The organism is Pedobacter alpinus (assembly GCF_042684645.1).
Classification (GTDB): domain Bacteria; phylum Bacteroidota; class Bacteroidia; order Sphingobacteriales; family Sphingobacteriaceae; genus Pseudopedobacter; species Pseudopedobacter alpinus.
On sequence record NZ_JBHULV010000052.1, the window covers coordinates 221,864 to 245,468 of the forward strand.

19 protein-coding genes and 1 pseudogene are annotated in these 23,605 nt (G+C 34.2%); 14 read left to right on the top strand and 6 right to left on the bottom strand.

Annotated features, from left to right (window positions below; all coding sequences use genetic code 11):
• The first annotated feature begins 33 nt into the window (after positions 1 to 33).
• From ACFSSE_RS16545 to ACFSSE_RS16560, 4 genes and pseudogenes are all read left to right on the top strand, one after another.
• The gene (locus ACFSSE_RS16545) at positions 34 to 1,131 is read left to right on the top strand and encodes a PQQ-dependent sugar dehydrogenase (RefSeq protein ID WP_379046297.1); all 1,098 of its coding nucleotides are present in this window, start codon (positions 34 to 36) and stop codon (positions 1,129 to 1,131) included.
• A 58-nt stretch (positions 1,132 to 1,189) separates the two neighbouring features.
• Positions 1,190 to 1,894 (top strand): CoA transferase subunit A, encoded by a 705-nt coding sequence (locus tag ACFSSE_RS16550; RefSeq protein WP_379046300.1) that lies wholly within the window; start codon positions 1,190 to 1,192, stop codon positions 1,892 to 1,894.
• Positions 1,895 to 1,905: 11 nt separating this feature from the next.
• A complete protein-coding gene (locus tag ACFSSE_RS16555) occupies positions 1,906 to 2,538 on the top strand; it encodes a CoA transferase subunit B (protein ID WP_379046303.1) in 633 nt (210 codons plus the stop codon).
• 236 nt (positions 2,539 to 2,774) lie between these two features.
• A pseudogene (locus ACFSSE_RS16560) lies at positions 2,775 to 3,050 on the top strand (GIY-YIG nuclease family protein); the annotation flags it as partial.
• Between the two features lie 420 nt (positions 3,051 to 3,470).
• Here ACFSSE_RS16560 and ACFSSE_RS16565 read toward each other — a convergent pair.
• A complete protein-coding gene (locus ACFSSE_RS16565) occupies positions 3,471 to 4,532 on the bottom strand; it encodes an MBL fold metallo-hydrolase (protein ID WP_379046306.1) in 1,062 nt (353 codons plus the stop codon).
• A gap of 8 nt (positions 4,533 to 4,540) precedes the next feature.
• Entirely contained in the window at positions 4,541 to 5,422 is an 882-nt protein-coding gene (locus ACFSSE_RS16570; protein ID WP_379046308.1) for an NAD(P)-dependent oxidoreductase, read from the bottom strand.
• Between the two features lie 200 nt (positions 5,423 to 5,622).
• On the opposite strand from ACFSSE_RS16570, the gene mnmE reads away from it, so the two are divergent.
• The 3 genes from mnmE to ACFSSE_RS16585 all read left to right on the top strand — a co-directional run bounded on the left by mnmE (position 5,623) and on the right by ACFSSE_RS16585 (position 7,877).
• Complete coding sequence (gene mnmE / locus ACFSSE_RS16575) at positions 5,623 to 6,993, top strand: tRNA uridine-5-carboxymethylaminomethyl(34) synthesis GTPase MnmE (protein WP_379046416.1); 1,371 nt, start codon at positions 5,623 to 5,625, stop codon at positions 6,991 to 6,993.
• Positions 6,994 to 7,087: 94 nt separating this feature from the next.
• Positions 7,088 to 7,552: a nucleotidyltransferase substrate binding protein gene (locus tag ACFSSE_RS16580; RefSeq protein ID WP_379046311.1), complete on the top strand. Its 465-nt coding sequence runs from the start codon at positions 7,088 to 7,090 to the stop codon at positions 7,550 to 7,552.
• Positions 7,542 to 7,877, top strand: coding sequence for a nucleotidyltransferase domain-containing protein (locus ACFSSE_RS16585; RefSeq protein WP_379046313.1), 336 nt, complete (start codon positions 7,542 to 7,544; stop codon positions 7,875 to 7,877). The genes ACFSSE_RS16580 and ACFSSE_RS16585 overlap by 11 nt, the downstream gene beginning before the upstream one ends.
• 101 nt (positions 7,878 to 7,978) lie before the next feature.
• Here ACFSSE_RS16585 and mgrA read toward each other — a convergent pair whose 3' ends face one another.
• Positions 7,979 to 8,968 carry an L-glyceraldehyde 3-phosphate reductase gene (gene mgrA, locus ACFSSE_RS16590; protein ID WP_379046316.1) on the bottom strand — a complete coding sequence of 330 codons (990 nt, stop codon included), beginning with the start codon at positions 8,966 to 8,968 and terminating at the stop codon, positions 7,979 to 7,981.
• A gap of 210 nt (positions 8,969 to 9,178) precedes the next feature.
• On the opposite strand from mgrA, the gene ACFSSE_RS16595 reads away from it, so the two are divergent.
• Both ACFSSE_RS16595 and ACFSSE_RS16600 read left to right on the top strand, forming a co-directional pair.
• Entirely contained in the window at positions 9,179 to 9,544 is a 366-nt protein-coding gene (locus ACFSSE_RS16595) for a helix-turn-helix domain-containing protein (protein WP_379046319.1), read from the top strand.
• On the top strand, positions 9,538 to 10,842 hold the full coding sequence (locus ACFSSE_RS16600) for a type II toxin-antitoxin system HipA family toxin (RefSeq protein ID WP_379046322.1): 1,305 nt from the start codon (positions 9,538 to 9,540) through the stop codon (positions 10,840 to 10,842). Before ACFSSE_RS16595 ends, ACFSSE_RS16600 begins: the two co-directional genes overlap by 7 nt.
• Positions 10,843 to 10,847: 5 nt before the next feature.
• Here the strand turns inward: ACFSSE_RS16600 and ACFSSE_RS16605 are convergent, their stop codons facing one another.
• Positions 10,848 to 12,320 (bottom strand): S41 family peptidase, encoded by a 1,473-nt coding sequence (locus tag ACFSSE_RS16605; RefSeq protein ID WP_379046325.1) that lies wholly within the window; start codon positions 12,318 to 12,320, stop codon positions 10,848 to 10,850.
• A gap of 327 nt (positions 12,321 to 12,647) precedes the next feature.
• Complete coding sequence (gene ettA / locus ACFSSE_RS16610) at positions 12,648 to 14,327, bottom strand: energy-dependent translational throttle protein EttA (protein ID WP_379046328.1); 1,680 nt, start codon at positions 14,325 to 14,327, stop codon at positions 12,648 to 12,650.
• Between the two features lie 193 nt (positions 14,328 to 14,520).
• Here ettA and ACFSSE_RS16615 point away from each other — a divergent pair, with 193 nt between their 5' ends.
• Together ACFSSE_RS16615 and ACFSSE_RS16620 are read left to right on the top strand one after the other, a co-directional pair.
• Complete coding sequence (locus tag ACFSSE_RS16615) at positions 14,521 to 17,070, top strand: ATP-dependent Clp protease ATP-binding subunit (protein ID WP_379046331.1); 2,550 nt, start codon at positions 14,521 to 14,523, stop codon at positions 17,068 to 17,070.
• Positions 17,071 to 17,284: 214 nt separating this feature from the next.
• Complete coding sequence (locus ACFSSE_RS16620) at positions 17,285 to 18,913, top strand: acyl-CoA carboxylase subunit beta (RefSeq protein ID WP_379046334.1); 1,629 nt, start codon at positions 17,285 to 17,287, stop codon at positions 18,911 to 18,913.
• Here ACFSSE_RS16620 and ACFSSE_RS16625 read toward each other — a convergent pair.
• Positions 18,910 to 19,404 carry a hypothetical protein gene (locus ACFSSE_RS16625; protein WP_379046337.1) on the bottom strand — a complete coding sequence of 165 codons (495 nt, stop codon included), beginning with the start codon at positions 19,402 to 19,404 and terminating at the stop codon, positions 18,910 to 18,912. The genes ACFSSE_RS16620 and ACFSSE_RS16625 overlap by 4 nt on opposite strands.
• 202 nt (positions 19,405 to 19,606) lie before the next feature.
• Here ACFSSE_RS16625 and trxB point away from each other — a divergent pair, with 202 nt between their 5' ends.
• The 3 genes from trxB to ACFSSE_RS16640 all read left to right on the top strand — a co-directional run bounded on the left by trxB (position 19,607) and on the right by ACFSSE_RS16640 (position 23,603).
• Positions 19,607 to 20,563, top strand: coding sequence for a thioredoxin-disulfide reductase (trxB, locus tag ACFSSE_RS16630; RefSeq protein ID WP_379046340.1), 957 nt, complete (start codon positions 19,607 to 19,609; stop codon positions 20,561 to 20,563).
• Positions 20,564 to 20,670: 107 nt separating this feature from the next.
• Entirely contained in the window at positions 20,671 to 22,989 is a 2,319-nt protein-coding gene (locus tag ACFSSE_RS16635; protein WP_379046343.1) for a family 20 glycosylhydrolase, read from the top strand.
• 2 nt (positions 22,990 to 22,991) lie between these two features.
• A complete protein-coding gene (locus ACFSSE_RS16640; protein WP_379046346.1) occupies positions 22,992 to 23,603 on the top strand; it encodes a hypothetical protein in 612 nt (203 codons plus the stop codon).
• Positions 23,604 to 23,605 lie beyond the last annotated feature (2 nt).

The window sequence follows — 23,605 nt, forward strand, 5'->3', positions numbered from 1 at the left end:
TTAAATTACGTTAATTTTTAAAACCTTTTTAAAATGAGACATTTAACTTTAACCCTAGTGTTTTTGACTTTGTTAGCTTGTAAAAAATCTAATAAACCAGAAACACAAGTGAGCAATGAACCTGTAGAGTTACAAACCTCCATCATAGCATCGGGTTTAATCCAACCTTGGGAAATTATTTTTGGCCCAGATGAGCAATTATGGATTACAGAAAGAGCCGGTAAAATAAGTAAGGTAAACCCTGTTACCAAACAAATAACACCGCTTATTACTATTGCAGATGTGGTGGCTAACGGAGAGGGAGGTTTGTTAGGGATGGTCCTTCATCCCAATTTTGAAACATCGCCTTTTGTTTATGTGGTTTACAACTACAATGCTAGCAACGGCTATAAAGAAAAGGTAGTGCGCTATACTTTTACTAATAATACCTTAAGCAACCCCACCGTTATTATTCAAGATATTACCGCTAGCAACATTCATAATGGAAGCAGGCTGCTAATTAGTGCCGATAATAAATTAATAATGACTACTGGAGACGCTGCAAATACTTCTTTGTCTCAAAATATGAACTCCTTATCTGGCAAAATTCTACGGTTAAATTTAGACGGTTCAGTCCCTGCTGATAATCCATTTGCAGGAAGCTATATTTATACATTAGGACATCGCAATTCGCAAGGTTTAGCATTTGTTGGAAATAAACTATTTTCATCAGAACATGGACCAAATACAGATGACGAAGTGAATTTGATTGAACCCGGAAGAAATTACGGATGGCCAAATGTAGCAGGTTTTTGCGATAATGCTTCTGAAAATGCATTTTGCGCAGTAAACAACGTTGCAGAGCCTTTAATTAATTGGACACCAACTATTGCCACCGCAGGTTTAACCTATTATAATAACGATGCCATCCCTCAATGGAAAAATTCACTATTATTAACCACCTTAAAAGCCAGTAAAATTGTTCAGTTAAAATTAAACAGTACACAAACCGCTATTGATAGTCAGCAAGATTTTTATGCCAATGAATTTGGTAGAAAGAGAGCAATTTGTGTTGGCAAACAAGGCGAGGTTTATTTTATCACCGGAAACGGTAATGATGATAAAATTGTGATGATAAGTGCCAAACAGTAGCTGTAATTTTACTTTCTATTTGAGATTATATCTTTTACCTTAGTAAAAACCCTAAATAATGATCAATAAAGTAGTAGCAAATGCAGATGCAGCCATTAAAGATATAAAGGACGGCGATACCATAATGTTGGGTGGTTTTGGTTTGTGCGGTATTCCGGAGAATTGTATAACTGCAATTGTAAAAAAAGGCACCAAAAATTTGACTTGTATTTCAAATAACGCAGGGGTTGATGATTTTGGGATAGGATTGATGCTTAAAAGCCGTCAGGTTAAAAAGATGATTTCTTCTTACGTAGGCGAAAATGCCGAGTTTGAAAGACAGTTGTTGAGCGGCGAGTTAGATGTAGAGTTAATCCCTCAAGGAACTTTAGCTACCCGTTGTATGGCCGCTGGTTACGGTATGCCAGCCATATTTACCCCAGCAGGTGTAGGTACAGAAGTTGCCGAAGGCAAAGAAACCAGAAACTTTAATGGAAAAGACTTTTTGTTAGAAATGGCTTTTGATGCCGATTTTGCAATTGTAAAAGCTTGGAAAGGCGATACCATGGGGAACCTGGTTTTTAAAGCAACCGCTCGTAATTTTAATCCGGTAATGGCTATGGCTGGTAAAATCACCATTGCCGAGGTTGAACATTTAGTTGAGCCAGGGGAGTTAAACCCTGATGAAATTCATACTGCAGGTATTTATGTGCATCGAATTTTTGAAGGTAAAGATTATGAAAAAAGGATAGAGCAGCTTACGGTTCAGTCAGTAAAAATTTAGGTTAATCCAAAATGTTAGATAAAAACGGAATAGCTAAAAGAATAGCAAAAGAAGTGAAAGACGGAATGTATGTAAACCTAGGAATTGGGATTCCAACTTTGGTTGCAAATTATATTCCAGAAGGGATAAATGTGGTTTTGCAATCTGAAAACGGATTATTAGGTATGGGGCCTTTTCCTTTTGACGGGGAAGAGGATGCTGATTTGATTAATGCCGGAAAGCAAACCATCACTACTTTGCCAGGTTCAGCATTCTTCGATTCTGCAATGAGTTTTGGGATGATTAGAGCAGGAAAAGTAGATTTAACCATTTTGGGCGCAATGGAGGTTTCTCAAAACGGAGATATTGCTAATTGGAAAATTCCAGGAAAAATGGTAAAAGGAATGGGTGGCGCTATGGATTTAGTAGCAGCAGCAAAAAATATCATTGTAGCCATGCAACAAGTGAATAAAGCAGGAGAATCTAAATTACTTGCCAATTGCAGTTTACCTTTAACAGGTGTTAATTGCGTAAAAAAAATTGTTACCGAGTTAGGCGTTTACGAAGTAAAAGATGGAGCTTTCCATTTAATAGAATTAGCCCCAGGTGTTACTATAGAAGATATTAAAGCAGCTACAGAAGGGGAGTTGGTGATTGCCGTTTAAAATCTAGTATCACTGCGTGTCATTGCGACGCTTTTTTTAAGCCGCGGCAATCTCTAAGCTACAGAGGTAAAACTTTGATAGATCACTGTCAGAAAACAGGCTTTTACTAAAGAATAAACAGTTTGCTTCGTCCCTAGTGATGAACAAATGTTTCAAATTGTATAATTCAATTGTTTAATAACCCCTAATATTTAAATTTATATTTTCAATCAACTTATGACACATATTCAGTTTACCTCATCACTAATAAAAACAATACTGTAATTTATACTGGTGTAACTAACGATTTAAATAGACGGATGTGGGAGCATAAATTTGATAAAGGCTCAAAATTTGCAACGAATTATAATTGCAATAAATTGGTGTATTTTGAAAATTATCATTTGATTGAACACGCTATTAAAAGAGAAAAGCAAATTAAGGCTGGTTCGAGAGCGAATAAAGAAAAGTTAATAAATTCTATGAATGCTGATTGGAACGATTTAAGTTTAGATTGGTTTGATGAGATGTAATATAAACTGTCATTGCGAGGCTTTTTTCAAGCCGCGACAATCCCTAACCTACAGAGGTAAAACTTTATTAAAGCACTGCCATAATTTCGGTTAGTGCAAAGAAACAAACAGATTGCTTTGTTCCTCGCAATGACATAAACGGTGTCATTGCGAGGCTTTTTTCAAGCCGCTGCAATCTCTAAGCTACAGAGGTAAAACTTTATTAAAGCAGTACCAGATTTCGGTTAGTGCAACGGAATAAAGAGATTGCTTCGTCCCTCGTAATGACATGCTAAAGGTGTCATTGAGATCCGATTTTTCAGCGGAGTGGCAATCCCTAACCTACAGAGGTAAAACTTTATTAAAGCACTTCTATAAAATTTAGGTTTATGCAAAGAAACAACGGATTGCTTCGTTCCTCGAAATGACAAAACAGGTTAATCAACCCTTCCACCAACAATCCCCAATAACCGGATTATTCAAATCTAAAACCGCTCCCAACTGAGGTGTGCAAACTGGATAATCACTTGCTTTTGCGTGAGCCATCAATTCATCAATTGATGTTGTCCAACCGTGAGTAGATAGGCTGAACTTAGCCCAATGTACTGGTAATAAAACTTTTGCTTTTAAATCTGTTGAAGCCAGTAAAACCTCATGCGGAAATAGGTGTATTTTAGGCCAGTATTTTCCATACTGTCCGCACTCTAAAATGGCTAAATCAAAAGGACCGTAATTTTCTCCAATTTCTTTAAAATGACTGTCATATCCCGAATCGCCGCCAAGGTAAATGTTTTTATGAGCTGTTTTTAAAGCAAAAGAACTCCATAAAGTTTCGCCACGTTTAAACTTACGACCAGAAAAATGCCTTGCTGGTAAAGAAGTAAAATCTAAATCTAAAATATTCACGCTTTCATGCCAATTTAAAACTTTCAACTGCTCTGTGTTTGCTCCCCAACTTTTTAAATGCGCATCTACACCTAAAGAAGTAATAATACATTTAGTTTTAGGAATCAAAGCTTTAACCGTTTCATAATCCAAATGGTCGTAATGGTCATGCGTAATCACCAAAATATCAATATCTTCAAAATCATCAACACTGTACTGATAGCTTGTAGCAAAGGGTTTTCCAAACAATTTTATAGGCGATGCTCTGTTAAAAACAGGATCAACCAAAATACTTTTACCGTCTAAACGTAAAAGGTAAGAAGAGTGTCCGAACCAAACAATACTATCGTTTGGCAATTGAGTTAAATCTGTTTTAACAACTGGTAAAATATGTTTAGGTTCATTATCTGGGGCTTTATTCATCCATTCCTTTAAGACCTTAAAGAAATTCCCATCAGCACTCATTACCTCAGTAATTTTCTGATTTACAAAAACACCATCCTTAAAGTTTGTCAAGCCTGTAAAAGCTTTGGCATCAGCTTTACCTCCAAAAACTGCTTTATTAAAAAAGCTCAAGACAAAAAAAGCAATTACGGCAATTGCTAGGCCTATATACATTAACATAATTAAATTCCAGCGTCTTTAGAAACACCACCAGCAATACCTTCAACCCAGTCGGCATTTGCACCACCATTTGCTAAAGAACTTAACAAACGGTTATAAACTAAGCTTAAAAGCGGAGCAGGCATTTCTGCATCTAATGCCATTTTACTTGCTAGGCGAGCATCTTTAAAACCTAAGCTGGCTTTAAAACCAACAGGCTGATACTGTTTTTTTGCAATTAAAGTTCCGTAGTTTTTATAAATAGGGGCATTAAAAACAGTTTCGCCAAAAAAGTTAGCCACTTGTTCTCTGTCCAAACCTTGTTTTTCTGCTAATGTAAAAGCCTCAGCCATGGTTTCCATACTTGCCATAATCATAAAATTACCCGTCAGCTTTACTACATTAGCTGCGCTAGGTTCGTTGCCAAAATCATAAATGGCTTGCCCCATTATTTCCAAAATAGGTTTTACTTTTTCTTTAATTTCCTCCTCTCCAGAAGTACAAATAAATAATTTTGCATCAGCGGCAGCGGTAGGTCTGCCAAAAACAGGAGCAGTTAAATAATGCTGCCCTTTAGCTTTATGTTTTGCAAATAAATCTCTAGAAGCATCTGGAGAAATGGTACTCATACTGATATGAATTGCGCCCTCATTTAAAACTTCTAAAAAACCGTTTTTACCTAAACAAGCATCATACAAAGTTTCATCATTAGCCAACATGGTAATTACAACGTCTTGCCCTTTACAAGCTTCAGCAATATTTTCATAAACTTTAAAATCACCTTTTAAGCCTTCGGATTTTGCTGTAGTGCGGTTGTAAACATTTAAATGATAACCTGCATTAATTAAGTTTTGCGCCATTGGTAAACCCATGTTACCTAATCCAATAAATGTAATATTTTTCATTAACTAAAAATTTATATAATCTATGTAAGTAACTCAATAATAATTTAATAAAAACAGTATTTCTTTTAAGTTAAACTCGAAAACTCATGAAAATTGAGTTTTTAAGACCTAAATATTGTGATATTATGCTGTCAAATATAGCTAAAATAGCAACTTGTATAAGGTTAAATCACCGTCACATTTTGTTACCTTTACAACGTATGAATTTATATCAAGAAGAAACAATTGTAGCATTAGCAACCCCAAATGGCATAGGTGCAATTGGGGTGATACGTTTATCTGGTGCGCAAGCCATTAGTATCATAAATTCGGTTTTTAAAGGTAAAAATCTAGAACTTCAAGATTCTCATACCATCCATTTTGGCACTATTAGAGATGGTGAAAATATTGTTGACGAGGTTTTGGTTTCCTTATTTGTAGCCCCAAAATCGTACACAAAAGAGAACGTGGTAGAAGTAAGTTGTCATGGTTCAAAATATATTATTGATGCCATCATTAAACTTTTTATAAAGCAGGGCGCAAGGTTAGCCAAGCATGGCGAATTTACCTTGAGGGCTTTTTTAAATGGAGGCTTAGATTTGTCTCAGGCAGAAGCTGTTGCAGATTTAATTGCTTCTAATTCTAAAGCCTCCCATCAATTAGCTTTGCAACAAATGCGTGGAGGTTTTTCTAATGAGCTTAAATTACTTAGAGAACAACTGATACACTTTGCCTCTATGATTGAACTTGAGCTCGATTTTGGAGAGGAGGATGTGGAGTTTGCTAATCGTGATGATTTGAAAAGATTAATCCTAAATATTCACCAAATTATTTACAAATTGATTCAATCTTTTAATTTAGGTAATGTAATTAAAAACGGTGTGCCAGTGGTAATTGCGGGTAAACCAAATGTAGGAAAATCTACTTTATTAAACGCATTATTAAATGAAGAAAGAGCCATAGTTTCTGAGATTGCTGGAACCACCAGAGATACCATTGAAGACGAAATAAATATAAAGGGCATAAATTTTAGGTTTATAGATACAGCAGGGATTAGAGAAACCCAAGATATTGTTGAAGCAAAAGGAGTGGAACGCACTTTTGAGAAGATTAAGTCGTCTGCAATTGTGATGTATTTATTTGATGCAAAAGAAACAGACGAAGCAGAGTTAAAAGAGATTTTGGCCGATTTAAAAGAAGTAATTTCTGCCAATAGTAGCACTTTAATTGTAGTAGCTAATAAGTCAGATATACATGAACTTAACTATGAAATTGATGAAGATATTTTGCAAATTTCTGCCAAAGAGAAAAGTAATTTAGAAATTTTAGAAGCAGCACTTTTAAACGCAGTAAACTTAAATGCATTAAATTCCGACGATGTGATCATCAGTAACATTCGCCATTTACAAGCTTTACAAAAAACAGAGGATGCTTTAAACAGAGTTTTAGGCGGAATAGATAATCCGGTTACCTCCGATTTTTTAGCTTTAGATATTAAACAAGCGCTACATTACTTAGGTGAAATAGTAGGTACAGTAACTACAGATGATTTATTGGAAAATATATTTAGTAAGTTCTGTATCGGTAAATAAGCTTTTACAAATTATCTTTAGTTTTATAAATCGATTTTTTAATTTATTTAAACAGGTTTTAAAAAAAAAATAGCAGTAAAATAAAACAGCATACATGAACTTAGATTTAAGATGGGAACAACGATTTAGCAATTATAAAAAAGCTTTAAATCAACTCAATAATAATATTGATTATATTAAAAATACGTATCCAAACTTAAATTTTGAGTTCGAGATTGATGATGAGATGGTATCAAATGTTGCCGATATTCTTAAGCAAGGTTTAATACAAAGTTTTGAGTTTACCCACGAATTGGCTTGGAAGGTAATGCAAGATTTTGCCAAAGATCAAGGTAACCAAGAAATAAGAGGGAGTAAAGATGCAACCAGATTTGCCGCCAAAGTTAATTTAATTACAAACGCCCAAGACTGGATGAACATGATTTTAAGTAGGAATGAATCATCTCATACCTATAACTCCGAAACAGCAAATGAGATTTTTTGTAATATTATGAAGTTATATTATCCGCTATTGATAGATTTTGAAATTAAAATAGAAAGCATTAGAGATGGTGAGTAAGGAAAACTATTGTAAAGCAGAAGAAATTGGCTTATCTGAAATAGATTTGAATAAAATTAGAACTGTTTTTTCTGTCATTGAAAATATTGACCAAGTTTTACTTTATGGTTCTAGAGCAAAGGGAGATTTTAAAACATATTCCGATATCGATATTACCTTAAAAGGTGAAAATCTTGTTTTAGATACCCAATTTAAAGTTGTTGAAGCTTTAGATGAATTATATTTACCTTATACTTTTGATGTAAGCATCTCATCACACATTAATAACTCAGGTTTATTAGATCATATTGAAAGAGTTGGTTTAGTAATTTATCAAAAAGCTTAAGCCATCAACAAAAATAAGGTATTAATACACCGCCGGCGGAGGAATTCTAAATTATATCGCCAATTTTAAAATCATGTATTATGTTCAAAAAAAACTTAAACCTATCTCAAAATCCTCTCAATCTCTTTCAACTCATTTTCCTCAAAAATAATATTGTCTAAAGCTGTTAAAGAATCTGCCAATTGTGCGGGTTTGCTTGCACCAACCAATACAGAAGTTACCCTGTCGTCTTTTAATAACCATGCTATTGCCATTTGAGCTAAAGTTTGTCCTCTTTCTTCGGCAATGGTATTTAAGATTTTTACCTTTTCAATTTTATCTGGTGTGGCATACTCCGCATTCAAAAAACCATGTTCTTTTGCCAAGCGGCTATCTTCTGGTATTCCTTTTAGGTATTTATTGGTTAATAAGCCTTGTGCCAGTGGAGAAAATGGGATGCACCCCACCTGGTACTTCTCTAAAGCATCTAACAAACTATCTTCTACCCAGCGCTCAAACATAGAGTATTTAGGTTGGTGAATGATGCAAGGGGTGCCTAAATCTTTTAAAATAGCTATCGCTTTTTCAAACTCTGGAGTTTTATAGTTACTTAAACCTACATAAAGTGCTTTGCCTTGGCGTACCACCAAATCCAACGCCGCCATTGTTTCTTCTAAAGGTGTTTCAGGGTCGGGGCGGTGGTGGTAAAAGATGTCCACATAATCTAATTTCATCCGCTTTAAACTTTGGTTTAGGCTAGAAACTAAATATTTTTTTGATCCCCAATCCCCATAAGGTCCTTCCCACATGTAATAACCCGCTTTGGTAGAAATAACTAACTCGTCTCTGTAATTCTTAAAATCTTGGTGTAAAATACGTCCAAAGTTTTCTTCTGCCGAACCTGCCGGTGGACCATAATTGTTTGCCAAATCAAAATGGGTAATTCCATTGTCAAAGGCTAATTTTAAAATGGCTTTATAGTTTTCATAAACATCAACATCGCCGAAGTTATGCCACAAACCTAAAGAAAGTGCAGGTAATTTTAATCCGCTATTGCCGCAATGTCGGTATTGCATCTCTTGGTAACGTTGGGCTTTGGCTATGTAAGTCATGTTTGATTTTATTTTTCGCAATTTAATTAAATGACTATAATATTCTAAAAATATTTTTTAATTATACTTAAGTCATTTTTTGTATGATATTTAATTCAAAATATAATATTACTTAGTATTTTGAATGATATTTAATGCATTTTTATATTGATAAATTAAAATTGTATATTTGAATGTAAAAGCATACATTAAATATATTTTAATCACATTATGAATGATAAATCATACAATAATTTAGTAGCCTCAACAGATAAAGCCATCACCACGCAAATGGGCAAGTTTGTGCAACACCATAGGGTAAAACAAAACCGCAGTCAGGATGATGTTTCAGCAGCTGCGGGCATTAGTCGTTCTACTTTAAGTTTATTAGAAAAGGATGGGCAAACAAGCTTAAATACTTTTATTAGGGTTTTAAGGGTTTTAGATTTGCTTTATGTGATTAATAATTTTGAGGTTTCAGATGAAATAAGTCCGCTTGCCTACGCAAAAATGAAAAAGAAAAGTCGTAAAAGGGCATCTAAGAAAAGCAATATCATCAATAATACTTTAAATGATAGCGAAGAATTATCATGGTAGATATAGCAGAAGTTAAAATTTGGGGTTTGTTGGTTGGTGCTGTTAAATGGGATGCGCAATTACAGTTAGCAAGTTTTGAGTATGCACCAGATTTTTTAAAAAAAGGATGGGATTTAGCGCCTATAAAAATGCCGATTGGTAACGGAGCAAGAATTTATAATTTCCCAGAATTAAGAAAAAACAAAAACAATACGGTTGATACTTTTAAAGGTTTACCCGGTTTATTAGCCGATGTTTTGCCGGATAGGTACGGTAACCAATTGATAAATATTTGGCTGGCACAACAAGGAAGGGCATTAAATAGCATGAACCCGGTAGAGCAATTATGCTTTATAGGTTCAAGGGCGATGGGCGCATTAGAGTTTAGGCCTGCTCAAATTGCTGAAAACACAAAAAATTTTGCCATACAATTAGATAGTTTGGTGGAGGTTGCACAAAGATTATTGACAGATAAAGAGGCTTTTAATACAAATTTAAGTGAAGATGATGAAACGGCTTTGAGCCAAATTTTAAAAATAGGAACTTCTGCTGGTGGTGCAAGACCAAAAGCGGTAATTGCTTATAATCATTTAACTGGCGAGGTACGGTCTGGACAAACAAATGTGCCTAACGGTTTTGAACATTGGTTAATTAAGTTAGATGGAGTTTATGATGCGCAATTTGGAGAAAGTAGCGGTTGGGGAAAGGTAGAATATGCTTATTATTTAATGGCCACTGCTTGTGGTATTGAAATGTCTGAATGTAAATTGTTAGAAGAAAACACAAGGGCACATTTTATGACCAAACGTTTTGATAGAGAAGGGAATAATACGAAACACCATATTCAAACTTTATGCGGTATTCAGCATTTTGATTATAATAATTTGCAAAGCTATAGTTACGAACAAGTTTTTTTAACCATGCGATTGTTACGCTTAAGCTATCCAGAAGCCGAGCAAATGTTTAAAAGAATGGTTTTTAATGTTTTGGCTACCAATTGCGATGACCATACTAAAAACTTTTCTTTTATGTTGAAGCAGGGCGGTAAATGGCAATTGGCACCAGCTTATGATGTTTGTTATTCTTTTGATGCCAATAACGTTTGGGTAAACCAACAAACATTAAGTGTGAATGGCAAATTTAAGAACATCAATAAAGAAGATTTGTTAACTATAGCCGAAGCTAACAATATCAAAAAAGCAGAGAAAATTATAGATGATATTAATAGTGAAATTAAGAAATGGCTCAATTACGCCAATGAAGTAGGTGTGAGGGATGATTTAAAAGAAACAATCCAGAAGAATTTGCATACTTTGTAATCAAATCAGTCCTTGTTTAACAACCAATTTTCAGCTGCTTTTAATTCAGCATCAGTATCATCTTTTGTTTTCTCTACCACAACATCTGGCATTATACTGCTTAAGTAACGCTTTTTATTACGGTCGGCAGTTAAAGAAGTAGCTAAAACTAAAGCAGTACCGTTAGATAATCTAAAAATTCTATTTCCGGTAGTGTAACCACCTGTTGCTTGTCCAAATGTTTTTAAATTCGGTTTGCCAATAAAAGACATGGCGGTCATTTCGCCGCTACTACTGGTTTTTTTGCCAATTAATACGGCCACATTTGGAGCTTTATGCTTTAATAAATAAGAATTTTTTAATTTTAATATGATAGAATTTTTACCAGTTCCTGTAGCTCCGTTTTTATAGAACCATCTATTTTTAATATCCTCTTTAACGGTAGCTTTTATAAAATAACCTAAGGTGCCGTCACCAATTAACGGTCCAAGTCCAGCAATCATTGGGTACATATTTCCTCCTGTATTATCTCTTAAATCAACCACCCAGTTTTTTATAGGATTATTGTGTTCTAAATTTTTAATCAAATTTTGAATGGTGTCTGTAAATTGTAGAGAAACTGTTTTGTTGGTAGATGCAAATCCTGGGACATAAATATAACCTATTTTGCTTCCTAATAATTTGGCCTTAGGTTTAAGCGGATTTGAGTTTGTACGGGTATAATTATCTGCATTGGTTTTTGATTGTACAAATGAGTGATTGTCGCCAACTTTCCTCAACTGTTTGATTATGTAATCAGTCAAAACCTTTGCCTCACTAATAGTATTTAATCCTTTAGCCAATTGCTGTAAATCTTTGTCAATTTGCTCCCAATTTAAAGAATCTGTATAAATAGAATTTGTTTTTACGATGGTTTTAAATTCTTTAACATAATTGCTTACCATTTGTGAAGCATCTTCAGCACTTTTTGCCGATTGCTCCAAATTAAAATCATCAAACCAAGCTGTTCCATCGCCACTTACATAACCGCCAATTAAAAGTTTTTTAGCATTGGTATCAACGCTTAACACCAAATTGTATTTCTTCCAATCCGTATCTCCATTAACAAATAAGTCTTGCATTTCCGAGTTTTGAAAACCAATTTGTTTATCGTTTCTATCCCAAATTTGACACCACAATGCAGCGTTTCCTTTTAACGCTTGTGTTTTAATAAAAGCTGTTAGCTTAATGTTTTCTAATCTGTTAACAGAAATATTTATGATTTGTGAAAAAGGAACAAATTCTGTTTTTGATGTTTGTGTTCCAGTTATTTTTAAAGCATTAATACCGCTGTGTTTTGCAACTGTATCTAAGGTGTAACTGAAATTTGCAGGTGGTTTTATTCCCCAAATTAATGGCTTGTTTTGAGGTGTTGTCTGTTCAAAACCTGGGTTTAATATTTGGGATTTTGCAGAAAAAGCCGTAATTAAAAATGTGATGATGATTAAGGTAGTTTTCATATTTATAAAAGTAAAAAATGAAAATTCAAAAGCAATTAAAAACAGTTTTAAAGTTTAGATTGAAAACTTATTTGTGAGATAATTAAAGATTGCCTGTAATAAAAAATGCCGCTTTTTCAGGAGGGCACTGAAAAAGTCCTTGTGAAAAAATGTCGTATTAAACATTGAGAAAAAACGGCAGATAAGGCCTCTTAGAATCGGCTAATTGCAAAATAAAATTTAGGAGATTGCGAATATCACAAAGAAAAGGGCTTATGGAATAAAAAATTCATAAGCCCTTTTTTAATGGGTAGGTTTTCAGTGCCCTCTTTTTCAGCGGCATTTCCTTTAAACAATCTTTCTATATTTGATCCTTTTTGGAGCAACATCACCTAAACGTTTCTTTCTGTTTTCTTCGTAATCAGAATAATTACCTTCAAAAAAGTAAACTTGCGAATCGCCTTCAAAGGCTAAAATATGTGTACAAATACGATCTAAAAACCACCTATCGTGAGAAATAACAACAGCACAACCACCAAAATCATCTAAAGCTTCTTCTAAAGCCCTTAAAGTATTAACGTCAATATCGTTTGTTGGCTCATCCAGTAACAAAACATTACTACCTTCTTTTAAAGTGATGGCTAAATGCACACGGTTTCTCTCTCCTCCAGATAAAACACCAACTTTCTTTTGTTGGTCCGCACCGTTAAAGTTAAAACGAGAAACATACGCTCTAGAGTTGGTTACTCTATTGCCTAATTGCATACTCTCTAATCCACCAGTAATGTTTTCCCAAACAGATTTTTCAGCATCTAAGTCATCATGACTTTGATCTACGTAACCTAATTTTACAGTATCTCCAACCCTGAAAGTTCCGCTATCTGGTTGATCTTGTCCGGTAATTAAACGGAACAAAGTAGTTTTACCCGCTCCGTTGGGGCCAATTATACCAACAATTCCTGCTGGAGGTAAAGAGAAATTCAAATTATCAAACAAAACCTTATCACCAAAAGCTTTCGTCACATTGGTTGCCTCTATTACCACATTTCCTAAACGTGGCCCCGGAGGAATAAACAGCTCTAATCTTTCTTCGCGTTCTTTAGTTTCTTCAGAAGCTAGTTTTTCGTAATTAGATAAACGAGCCTTAGATTTAGCATGACGAGCCTTAGGAGCCATTTTACTCCATTCTAATTCACGCTCTAAAGTTTTCTGACGCTTACTTTCTGTTTTTTCTTCTTGTGCTAAACGTTTAGATTTTTGATCTAACCAACTGGTGTAATTCCCTTTCCAAGGTAAACCTTCGCCACGGTCTAATTCTAAAATCCAACCAGCAACGTTATCTAAGAAATACCTATCGTGGGTAACAGCAATTACAGTTCCTGCATATTGTTGCAAATGCTGTTCTAACCAGTCAATAGACTCTGCATCCAAGTGGTTGGTTGGCTCATCTAATAATAAAACATCTGGTTGTTGTATCAATAAGCGACAAAGTGCTACCCTTCTACGTTCACCTCCTGACAAAGTGGCTATATTTGTATCAGGTTCAGGGCAACGTAGAGCATCCATTGCTCTTTCTAACTTTGCATCTAAGCTCCAGCCATCCACAGCATCAATTTGATCTTGCAATTCGCCTTGTCTGTTCATTAGTTTATCCATCGCATCAGCGTTTTCATAAACCTCTGGCAAGCCAAATTTTTCATTGATCTCTTCGTACTCCTTTATAATATCAGTTATTGCTTTAGCGCCTTCTTCCACAATTTCTCTAACTGTTTTAGTTGGGTCTAATTGAGGCTCTTGGGCTAAATAACCCACGGTATAGCCTGGCGAAAAAACTACTTCACCTTGGTAAGCCTTATCTAAACCAGCAATAATTTTTAATACTGATGATTTTCCAGAACCATTTAAACCGATTACGCCAATTTTAGCTCCGTAAAAAAAAGATAAATAAATATTCTTTAAAACCTGTTTCTGAGGCGGATAAATCTTATTTACCCCAGCCATTGAAAATATTATTTTCTCGTCTGCCATTTTTTCCTTTAATTGAGGTGCAAATATCGTTTTTTTGGTCAAATTCGAGTAATTATTCTCAAATACGAATCATTATTGGAGTTTTCAACGTATTTGGATATATTGTTGATAAATACTAACAAAACAATCTGTTCGGTTTATAAAACAATTTTATACATTAGAACGTTCAACACATTAAGAGAAAGGTTTTATTATGGAAGCTAAATTTTCACCAAGAGTAAAAGATGTTATTTCTTACAGCAGAGAAGAAGCTTTAAGATTAGGCCACGATTATATTGGAACAGAGCATTTATTATTGGGTTTGATTAGAGAGGGAGACGGCATGGCTATAAAGATTTTAAAATCTTTAAGTGTTGACACTTCTAAACTACGCAGAGCTGTTGAGGATGCTGTTAGAGGTAATTCTGGCACTACAGTTAATTTAGGGAATATCCCTTTAACAAAACAAGCTGAAAAGGTGCTTAAAATCACTTATTTAGAAGCAAAAATATTTAAGAGCGATATTATAGGTACTGAGCATTTACTGCTTTCAGTATTAAGAGAAGAAGACAATATTGCATCTCAAATTTTAGCGCAGTTTAATTTAAACTACGAAATTTTTAAAGCTGAGGTAGAGCATAATAAAGATGGATTTAGAGATGAGCCAACTAATTCTGCTGCCGAAGGCGATGATTATAAAGAGGATGATGCTTTTACTGCTCCTAAAAAAGTTTCAGATATTAAATCTAAAACTCCAGTATTAGACAATTTTGGTAGAGACTTAACCAAAATGGCTGAGGATGGGAAATTAGATCCGATTGTAGGTAGAGAAAAAGAAATTGAAAGAGTTTCTCAAATTTTATCCCGAAGAAAGAAAAACAATCCAATTTTAATTGGAGAACCAGGTGTTGGTAAATCTGCCATAGCAGAAGGTTTAGCTTTAAGAATTGTACAACGTAAAGTTTCTAGGGTTTTATTTGGAAAAAGAGTAGTAACGCTTGATTTAGCTTCTTTGGTTGCTGGTACCAAATACCGTGGCCAGTTTGAAGAACGTATGAAAGCGGTGATGAACGAGCTAGAAAAATCTCCAGATGTAATTTTATTTATCGATGAGATACATACTATAGTTGGTGCTGGTGGAGCCTCTGGTTCTTTAGATGCTTCAAATATGTTTAAACCTGCATTAGCTAGGGGAGAAATTCAATGTATTGGTGCAACTACTTTAGATGAATACCGTCAGTATATAGAAAAAGATGGTGCTTTAGATCGTCGTTTCCAAAAGGTAATGATTGAGCCTGCAACACCAACGGAAACTATTGAGATATTAAACAGAATTAAAGATAAATACGAAGATCACCACGGAGTAACTTATACAGACGAAGCAATAAATGCTTGTGTAAACTTAACTACAAGGTATATTACAGATAGGTTTTTACCTGATAAAGCCATAGATGCTTTAGATGAAGCAGGTTCTCGTGTTCATTTAACCAATATTCATGTTCCGCAAAACATTATTGATATTGAGCAGAAAATTGAGTTGATTAAGGTTGAAAAAAATAGAGTTGTTAAAAGTCAGAAATATGAAGAAGCTGCTAAATTAAGAGATACTGAGAAAAATTTAATAGAGGAATTAGATGCAGCTAAAGTAGAATGGGAGGCAGAAACTAAAACCAAGCGTTATACAGTAACAGAAGATAATGTTGCTGAGGTTGTTTCTATGATGACCGGTATTCCTTTACAACGAGTTGGACAAACAGATAGCACAAAGCTATTAAACATGTTTGATAAGATTAATGAGAAAATTATTGGTCAGGATGATGCGATTAAGAAATTAACTAAAGCCATACAAAGAACAAGAGCGGGATTAAAAGATCCTAAAAAACCAATTGGCTCATTTATTTTTTTAGGCCCAACAGGTGTAGGTAAAACAGAATTAGCTAAAGAATTAGCAAGGTTCATGTTTGATTCTGATGATTCTTTGATTCAGATTGACATGAGTGAATACATGGAGAAATTTGCTGTTTCACGTTTAGTGGGAGCGCCTCCGGGATATGTAGGTTACGAAGAAGGCGGACAATTAACAGAAAAAGTTAGACGCAAGCCGTATGCAGTAATTTTATTAGATGAGATTGAAAAAGCACATCCAGACGTTTTTAATATCTTATTACAAGTTTTAGATGAAGGTCAGTTAACAGATTCATTAGGGCGTAAAGTTGATTTTAGAAACACCATAGTAATTATGACTTCTAACATTGGCGCTCGCCAGTTAAAAGATTTTGGGCAAGGTGTTGGTTTTACAACTTCTGCAAAAGCTTTACAAGCTGAAACACATAGCAGATCAGTGATTGAAGGTGCTTTAAAGAAAGCTTTTGCACCAGAGTTTTTGAACAGGGTTGATGATGTGATTGTGTTTAACTCTTTAGCTAAAGAAGAAATATTCAAAATTATTGATATTGAATTGAAAGCTTTATTTGGTAGAGTAAGTGCTTTAGGTTATGAAATTAAGTTAACAGAAGAAGCCAAAGATTATATTGCCGAAAAAGGTTTTGATGCTAATTTTGGAGCAAGACCGTTAAAAAGAGCTATTCAGAAATTTTTAGAAGACCCAATTGCCGAAGAAATTTTAAAAGGTGATGTAGCTGAAGGAGATGTGATGGAAGTTGGTTTTGATAAAGAAAAAGAAGAAATTGTTATCGTTGGCAAAGCTGCTAAAAAGAAGAAAAAGAAGGAAGAAGAGAAAGAGGAAAAAGAAGGCGGAGAATAATTATTTCCTTTAAAATTTAAAAAGCTGTTTCAAGGCAAAACTTGAAACAGCTTTTTTTTGCTTGTTATTTTGGTATTAAGAAACTCATTAAAATGAAAAGATAAATTCCGCAATAGTTGACCATCAACAAAACAATTGTAAAATACATACTGCAATTAAATCTAAACACACCAATCCTTTTGTTTTTAGAAATAATATCTACTAAATTGTAATTATGGATATGGAATTCAATAAAAATGAAGACGTCAACAAACAATTAGTAGATGCTTTAAAATATAAACTGAAACAAGTTTATTTAGGTGGCGGTAAAATATCAGCTGATAAGCAAAAGGCTAAAGGTAAAATGTTGGTTCGTGAAAGGGTAAAGTATTTATTGGATAACGATCAACCATTTTTAGAAATTGGAGCTTTTGCTGCTGATGGAATGTATGAGGATGTGGGCGGTTGTCCATCTGCTGGAGTTGTTTGTGGTATTGGATATGTAAGTGGCAGGCAGTGTATGGTTGTAGCAAATGATGCAACTGTTAAAGCCGGTGCTTGGTTTCCTATGACGGCAAAAAAGAATTTAAGAGCACAAGAAATAGCCATGGAAAACCGCTTGCCAACCATTTATTTGGTAGATTCTGCAGGTGTGTTTTTACCCATGCAAGACGAAATTTTCCCTGATAAAGAGCATTTTGGGCGTATTTTCAGAAACAATGCCATTATGAGCGCCGAGGGGATTATCCAAATAGCAGCAATAATGGGTTCTTGTGTAGCTGGCGGTGCTTATTTGCCAATTATGAGTGATGAAGCTATGATTGTTGATGGTACTGGCTCTGTTTTTTTAGCAGGTTCTTATTTGGTAAAATCAGCTATCGGCGAAAGCGTAGATAATGAAACTTTAGGAGGGGCTACCACACATTGCGAAATTTCTGGCGTTACAGATTATAAACATGAAAATGATGCCACTTGTTTAGATGCTATAAAAAGTATCATGGCTAAAATTGGCAAACCAGAGGATGCTGGTTTTAACAAAATAAAATCAATTGCTCCTAAACAAAAAATAGAAAATGTTTACGGTATTTTACCAGATGCTAGAGACAAACCCTATGATATGCACCAACTTTTAGATTGTTTTATTGATGCAGATAGTTTTGATGAATATAAAGCAGGTTATGGACAAAGCATTGTTTGCGGTTTAGCCAGAGTAGAGGGTTGGGCAGTTGGTATTGTTGCCAATCAACGTAAAGTAGTGAAATCTAAAAAGGGTGAAATGCAGTTTGGAGGTGTAATCTATTCAGATTCGGCAGATAAAGCTACCCGATTTATTATGAACTGTAACCAAAAGAAAATTCCATTGGTTTTTTTACAGGATGTAACTGGTTTTATGGTGGGTTCCAGATCTGAACATGGGGGTATTATTAAAGATGGTGCTAAAATGGTGAATGCTGTTGCAAATTCTGTTGTCCCAAAATTTACAATTGTAATTGGTAATTCTTACGGAGCCGGAAATTATGCCATGTGCGGAAAGGCGTATGATCCAAGGTTGATTTTTGCTTGGCCAACTGCTAAAATTGCGGTAATGAGTGGCGCATCGGCAGGTAAAACTTTATGGCAAATTCAAAGTGCCAGTATGAAAAAAGCTGGTGAAGAAATAACGAAAGAGGAAGAGGAAAAACAAATTAAATTAATTACTGATAGGTATAACGAACAAACTACACCATATTATGCTGCTTCTCGTTTATGGGTTGATGGCGTAATAGATCCTGTAGAAACCCGTAAAGCTATTGCTATGGGCATTGAAGCAGCAAACCAATCGCCAATTAAAAAACGTTTTAATGTGGGGATGATTCAAACTTAAGAATGTTTAGATTTTCGAGTATTTAGATTTGGTAAATAGTTTCTGTATTTAGCATGTCTTTTATTATAATTAAACATTTTTGGTAGTTTACCAGTAGATTTATATTGTTTTAAAATTATATTAAGCTTTTTCGGATTTAAATCGTTATTACTAATTATTGCATCAGTTAATACACTTAGCCCAATCCATAAAGCAGGTAGCGTTAGGTATCCAGTAACAGTTTTATCAAGCATATCTCCAGTTTTTCCTAATTGGGAATATGCTAATAAAGAAACTGCACTTAAACCTATACCCAAAGTAAGGTTTTTACTTTTATTATTGCATTTACGGTAAGCATATTCAATTATTGCTTTAGCATGTTCATCATTTCCGTAATTATTCAAAAAATATTTCTTTGCTAATTCATTGTTTTTTAAACTATCAGCAGATTGGGGATAACTAGAAGTTCCGAAACAAAATATGAGCAATAATAATATTCCAATATTTTTCATTTTAGGTTTTTTAATAAATATAAAACTTTAATAATAAATTCAAGATTTAAGGTTGTTATTTAATGATACACATTATTTCAATTTAAGTTATTTCAGGATTTTTGTTCAATCCATTAAAAATAAGTAATAACTATCTCACAATAGATAAATACATTTGCCATTAGCGTTTGTGAATATTAAATTTGCGCAACAATCGTAAATCATGACAGAAGAATTAGAACATGTACATTGCCTAATTATAGGTTCGGGACCGGCAGGTTATACTGCGGCCATATATGCTGCCAGAGCAGATTTAAAACCAGTAATGATTACTGGTATGCAAATGGGCGGGCAGTTAACATTAACCACTGATGTTGAAAATTTTCCGGGTTACCCAGGTGGCGTTATGGGGCCAGAAATGATGGAAGATTTTAGAAAACAAGCTGAACGTTTTGGTACAGATATTCGTTTCGGTTATGTTTCTTCAGTTGATTTTAGTGGTCCGGTGCATAAAGTTGTTGTTGATGAAAACAAGACTATTTTAGCTGATACCGTAATTGTTTCTACAGGGGCAACTGCAAAATGGTTAGGCTTACCGTCTGAACAAAAGTATAATGGCTTTGGTGTTTCTGCTTGTGCGGTTTGCGATGGCTTTTTCTTTAAAAACCAAGATGTAGTAATTGTTGGTGCTGGAGATACCGCTGCAGAAGAAGCCACTTACCTAGCTAAATTGTGTAAAAAAGTAACCATGTTGGTACGTAGAGACGAATTTAGAGCTTCTAAAGCGATGGTTAATAGGGTTTTAAATACTCCAAATATTGAGATTTTATATAACACTGAAACTAAAGAAATTTTAGGAGATGGGAAAAATGTTACAGGTGTAAAAGTATTAAACAACATTACTAACGAAGAACACGACATTTCTGCAACAGGTTTCTTCGTAGCTATTGGGCATAAGCCAAATACAGAAATTTTTAAAGATTGGTTAGAAATGGACGAAGTTGGTTATGTAATTACAAAACCAGATAGTACAGCTACAGATATAGAAGGAGTTTTTGTTTGTGGCGATGCGCAAGACAAAATTTATCGCCAAGCAGTTACTGCGGCTGGTACAGGTTGTATGGCTGCATTAGAGGCCGAAAGATATTTAGCAGCTAAAGAATTTGAAATCCAAGATTAATATTAAGTTGTAAAAATTTTGAAGACTTGTAGAAATACAGGTCTTTTTTTTTGCTTAAAAATTCGGTTTTTGGTAGATTTTTTTAGCTTTGTTACACACACAATAGTATGATGCAGCTAAAATTTAAAATTTCCCTACTCTTTCTAATTATAAATTCTTTTGTTTTTGCCCAAAGCAATTATAATAACATAGGTATAATACCCGCACCACAAAATGTGATGGTAAAATCTGGGTATTTTAAATTAACTGCACAAACTGCATTGCAATACGAAACAAATGACGATCGTAAAATTGCAGAATTGTTTAAAGAACTTGTTAAAGAAAAAGAAGGATTTGATTTAGTGGTGGCTAAAAACTTTATTCAAGCGCCAGAAAGTGTAATTTCATTTAACTCTGTAAATGCTAACGGACTGGCAGAAGAAGCTTATGTGCTTGAGGTAAATGATAGTCATATCCATTTATCTGGAGGAGATAGAGGAGTTTTTTATGCCATGCAAAGTTTAACTCAATTGTATTTAAACGGCTTAGATAATCATCAAATACCACAATGTAAAATTATTGATCAACCTCGTTACGCTTACCGTGGTTTACATTTAGATGTTTCTCGTCACATTTTTCCATTAGATTTTATTAAGAAATACATTGATTTAATGGCAGTGTATAAACTCAATAATTTTCACTGGCATTTAACAGATGACCAAGGTTGGCGAATAGAGATTAAAAAATATCCTAAACTTACTGAAATTGGAGGGTACAGAGCGCAAACTGTAGTTGGTAATTACCATGATAGAATGCCACAGTGGTTTGACGGAAATAGATATGGCGGCTTTTACACACAAGAAGAAGTTAAAGAAGTTGTTGCTTACGCCAACACTAAATTTATTAATGTAATTCCAGAGATTGAAATGCCAGGGCATGCTATGGCTGCATTAGCTGCCTATCCAGAATTGGGTTGTGGAACCAATCCTGGACCTTATAAAACCGCTGAAAAATGGGGTGTTTTTCCAGATATTTTTTGTGCCGGTAAAGACAATACTTTTGATTTTGTTGAGGATGTTTTAACAGAAGTAATGGCTTTATTTCCATCTAAATATATTCATATTGGTGGTGATGAAGCTCCAAAAACTGTTTGGAAAACTTGTTCTTTTTGTCAAAAACGTATAAAAAATAATAGATTAAAAAACGAAGAAAGTTTACAATCTTATTTTATACAAAGGGTAGAAAAATTTGTAAACAGCAAAGGACGTTCTATTATTGGTTGGGACGAGATTTTAGAAGGTGGTTTAGCTCCTAATGCTACGGTGATGAGTTGGAGAGGGGTTGCAGGAGGAATTACTGCAGCCAAGCAAAAACACGATGTAATCATGTCGCCAAGTACAAACGGTGTTTATTTAGACCATACACAGGGCTTATCTTCTTTTGAGCCAGTTACCATAGGTGGCGATGGCAGAATTGCTAAAATTTATGCATATAATCCAACACCAACAGATTTAGCTCCAGAATTTCAGAAATATATTAAAGGAGTGCAAGCTAACGTTTGGACAGAATATATCACAACGCCAGCTCATGTTGAGTACATGATTTTGCCAAGGTTGTTTGCTTTGTCAGAAATTGCTTGGAGCAATTTAGATAAAAAAGATTATAAGAATTTTAGTGAAGAAAGAATCCCAAATCATTTATCGTGGTTAGATAAAAATGCTACATTATACCGAGTACCTGAAGTAATTGGCGCAAAAGACACCACCATTAATGTAACCGATTCTTATACTTTTAATTATAGTCCATCTGTTAAAGGAGCTAAAGTTTATTATACCATTAATGGTTACCAACCAAACGAAACCACTACTTTATATACATCACCTTTTACAGTAAATGTTGCTAAAGGAGAATATCGCCAAGTAAAATCAATTGTAATTACGCCATCGGGTAAAAGGAGTGTGGTTACCACAACTTTATTAAGGAATATGGATGTTTTAAAAGCAGATTCCACAATTATTAATAAAACCGTTGGAGGTTTAAAATACTTTTATATTCCTGGTAAATTTAAAAACACTACTGAAATTGATACTTTAATGGCAACCAAAAAAGGTGTTGTACCGCAAATTGCTATCAATAAAATATATGGTAAAGCCAGAGAGTATGGTTTGGTTTTTACAGGTTATATCAATGTAAATGAAAATGCCACCTTTGAGTTTTCTCTATTTAGCGATGATGGAGCAAGGTTATATATTGATGATGAATTAATTATTGATAATGATGGCAAACACGCGAGATACGAAAAATCTGCGGGTGTAGCCATGCAAGCTGGTTTACATAAAATAAAGGTTTTATATTTTGATGATGGACCGGGTTCTACTCTACAAGTTTCTGTTAAAGGAACTGATGGTGTTAAATTAGAAATTCCGGCTGTTATGTTATTTAATTAGTTATGAGATTTATAAAAAATGCTGTTTTAGGATTAACAATTTGTACAACTCTTTTTGCTTGTAATGAAGAGAAGAAGCAAGAAGAAAAAAGCACTAAAAAAGCTGAAGTTTTATTACCCGCACCTTTTAAAAAGCATTTGAAAGTTGAAGTTGGTCCGGAGTTGATATTTGATATTTACAGTTGGGGTAGAGGTTCAGATTCTTCTTCCTCTGTTTTGGTATTGCGTTCAGACTCTGTAAAAAATGAATTTAGTGTTGCATCCTCTGATAATTTAGACGGACGTTTACAAGAGGTTTTTAATACCGATATGGATACAGATGGAAACCCAGAGATTGTGATTCTTTACACAAAAAATGATAAATATAACAGTGCAGAAGTATTATGTTACGAGTTTTCAGGTAAAGGTGCAAATAAAATTAAATTCCCAGATTTAACCAGTAAAACCAAAAAACAATACAGAGGTTTAGATAAATTTTATGTTAAAGAAGGTGATTTATACAGAGAATTTAATTTATACAGCGAAACAGATACTTCAAATAATACAGGTAAAAAGATGGTTTTAAAATACTTTTTAAACCGTAACCAGTTTGATTTAAATGAAATTAAAGAATAAAA

What these genes read in the sequence shown, in the direction of transcription:
- ACFSSE_RS16545 (WP_379046297.1), top strand. Translation starts at nt 34, where the DNA reads ATGAGACATTTAACTTTAACCCTAGTGTTTTTGACTTTGTTAGCTTGT.
- ACFSSE_RS16550 (WP_379046300.1), top strand. Translation starts at nt 1,190, where the DNA reads ATGATCAATAAAGTAGTAGCAAATGCAGATGCAGCCATTAAAGATATA.
- ACFSSE_RS16555 (WP_379046303.1), top strand. Translation starts at nt 1,906, where the DNA reads ATGTTAGATAAAAACGGAATAGCTAAAAGAATAGCAAAAGAAGTGAAA.
- ACFSSE_RS16565 (WP_379046306.1), bottom strand. Translation starts at nt 4,532, where the DNA reads ATGTATATAGGCCTAGCAATTGCCGTAATTGCTTTTTTTGTCTTGAGC.
- ACFSSE_RS16570 (WP_379046308.1), bottom strand. Translation starts at nt 5,422, where the DNA reads ATGAAAAATATTACATTTATTGGATTAGGTAACATGGGTTTACCAATG.
- mnmE (WP_379046416.1), top strand. Translation starts at nt 5,623, where the DNA reads ATGAATTTATATCAAGAAGAAACAATTGTAGCATTAGCAACCCCAAAT.
- ACFSSE_RS16580 (WP_379046311.1), top strand. Translation starts at nt 7,088, where the DNA reads ATGAACTTAGATTTAAGATGGGAACAACGATTTAGCAATTATAAAAAA.
- ACFSSE_RS16585 (WP_379046313.1), top strand. Translation starts at nt 7,542, where the DNA reads ATGGTGAGTAAGGAAAACTATTGTAAAGCAGAAGAAATTGGCTTATCT.
- mgrA (WP_379046316.1), bottom strand. Translation starts at nt 8,968, where the DNA reads ATGACTTACATAGCCAAAGCCCAACGTTACCAAGAGATGCAATACCGA.
- ACFSSE_RS16595 (WP_379046319.1), top strand. Translation starts at nt 9,179, where the DNA reads ATGAATGATAAATCATACAATAATTTAGTAGCCTCAACAGATAAAGCC.
- ACFSSE_RS16600 (WP_379046322.1), top strand. Translation starts at nt 9,538, where the DNA reads ATGGTAGATATAGCAGAAGTTAAAATTTGGGGTTTGTTGGTTGGTGCT.
- ACFSSE_RS16605 (WP_379046325.1), bottom strand. Translation starts at nt 12,320, where the DNA reads ATGAAAACTACCTTAATCATCATCACATTTTTAATTACGGCTTTTTCT.
- ettA (WP_379046328.1), bottom strand. Translation starts at nt 14,327, where the DNA reads ATGGCAGACGAGAAAATAATATTTTCAATGGCTGGGGTAAATAAGATT.
- ACFSSE_RS16615 (WP_379046331.1), top strand. Translation starts at nt 14,521, where the DNA reads ATGGAAGCTAAATTTTCACCAAGAGTAAAAGATGTTATTTCTTACAGC.
- ACFSSE_RS16620 (WP_379046334.1), top strand. Translation starts at nt 17,285, where the DNA reads ATGGATATGGAATTCAATAAAAATGAAGACGTCAACAAACAATTAGTA.
- ACFSSE_RS16625 (WP_379046337.1), bottom strand. Translation starts at nt 19,404, where the DNA reads ATGAAAAATATTGGAATATTATTATTGCTCATATTTTGTTTCGGAACT.
- trxB (WP_379046340.1), top strand. Translation starts at nt 19,607, where the DNA reads ATGACAGAAGAATTAGAACATGTACATTGCCTAATTATAGGTTCGGGA.
- ACFSSE_RS16635 (WP_379046343.1), top strand. Translation starts at nt 20,671, where the DNA reads ATGATGCAGCTAAAATTTAAAATTTCCCTACTCTTTCTAATTATAAAT.
- ACFSSE_RS16640 (WP_379046346.1), top strand. Translation starts at nt 22,992, where the DNA reads ATGAGATTTATAAAAAATGCTGTTTTAGGATTAACAATTTGTACAACT.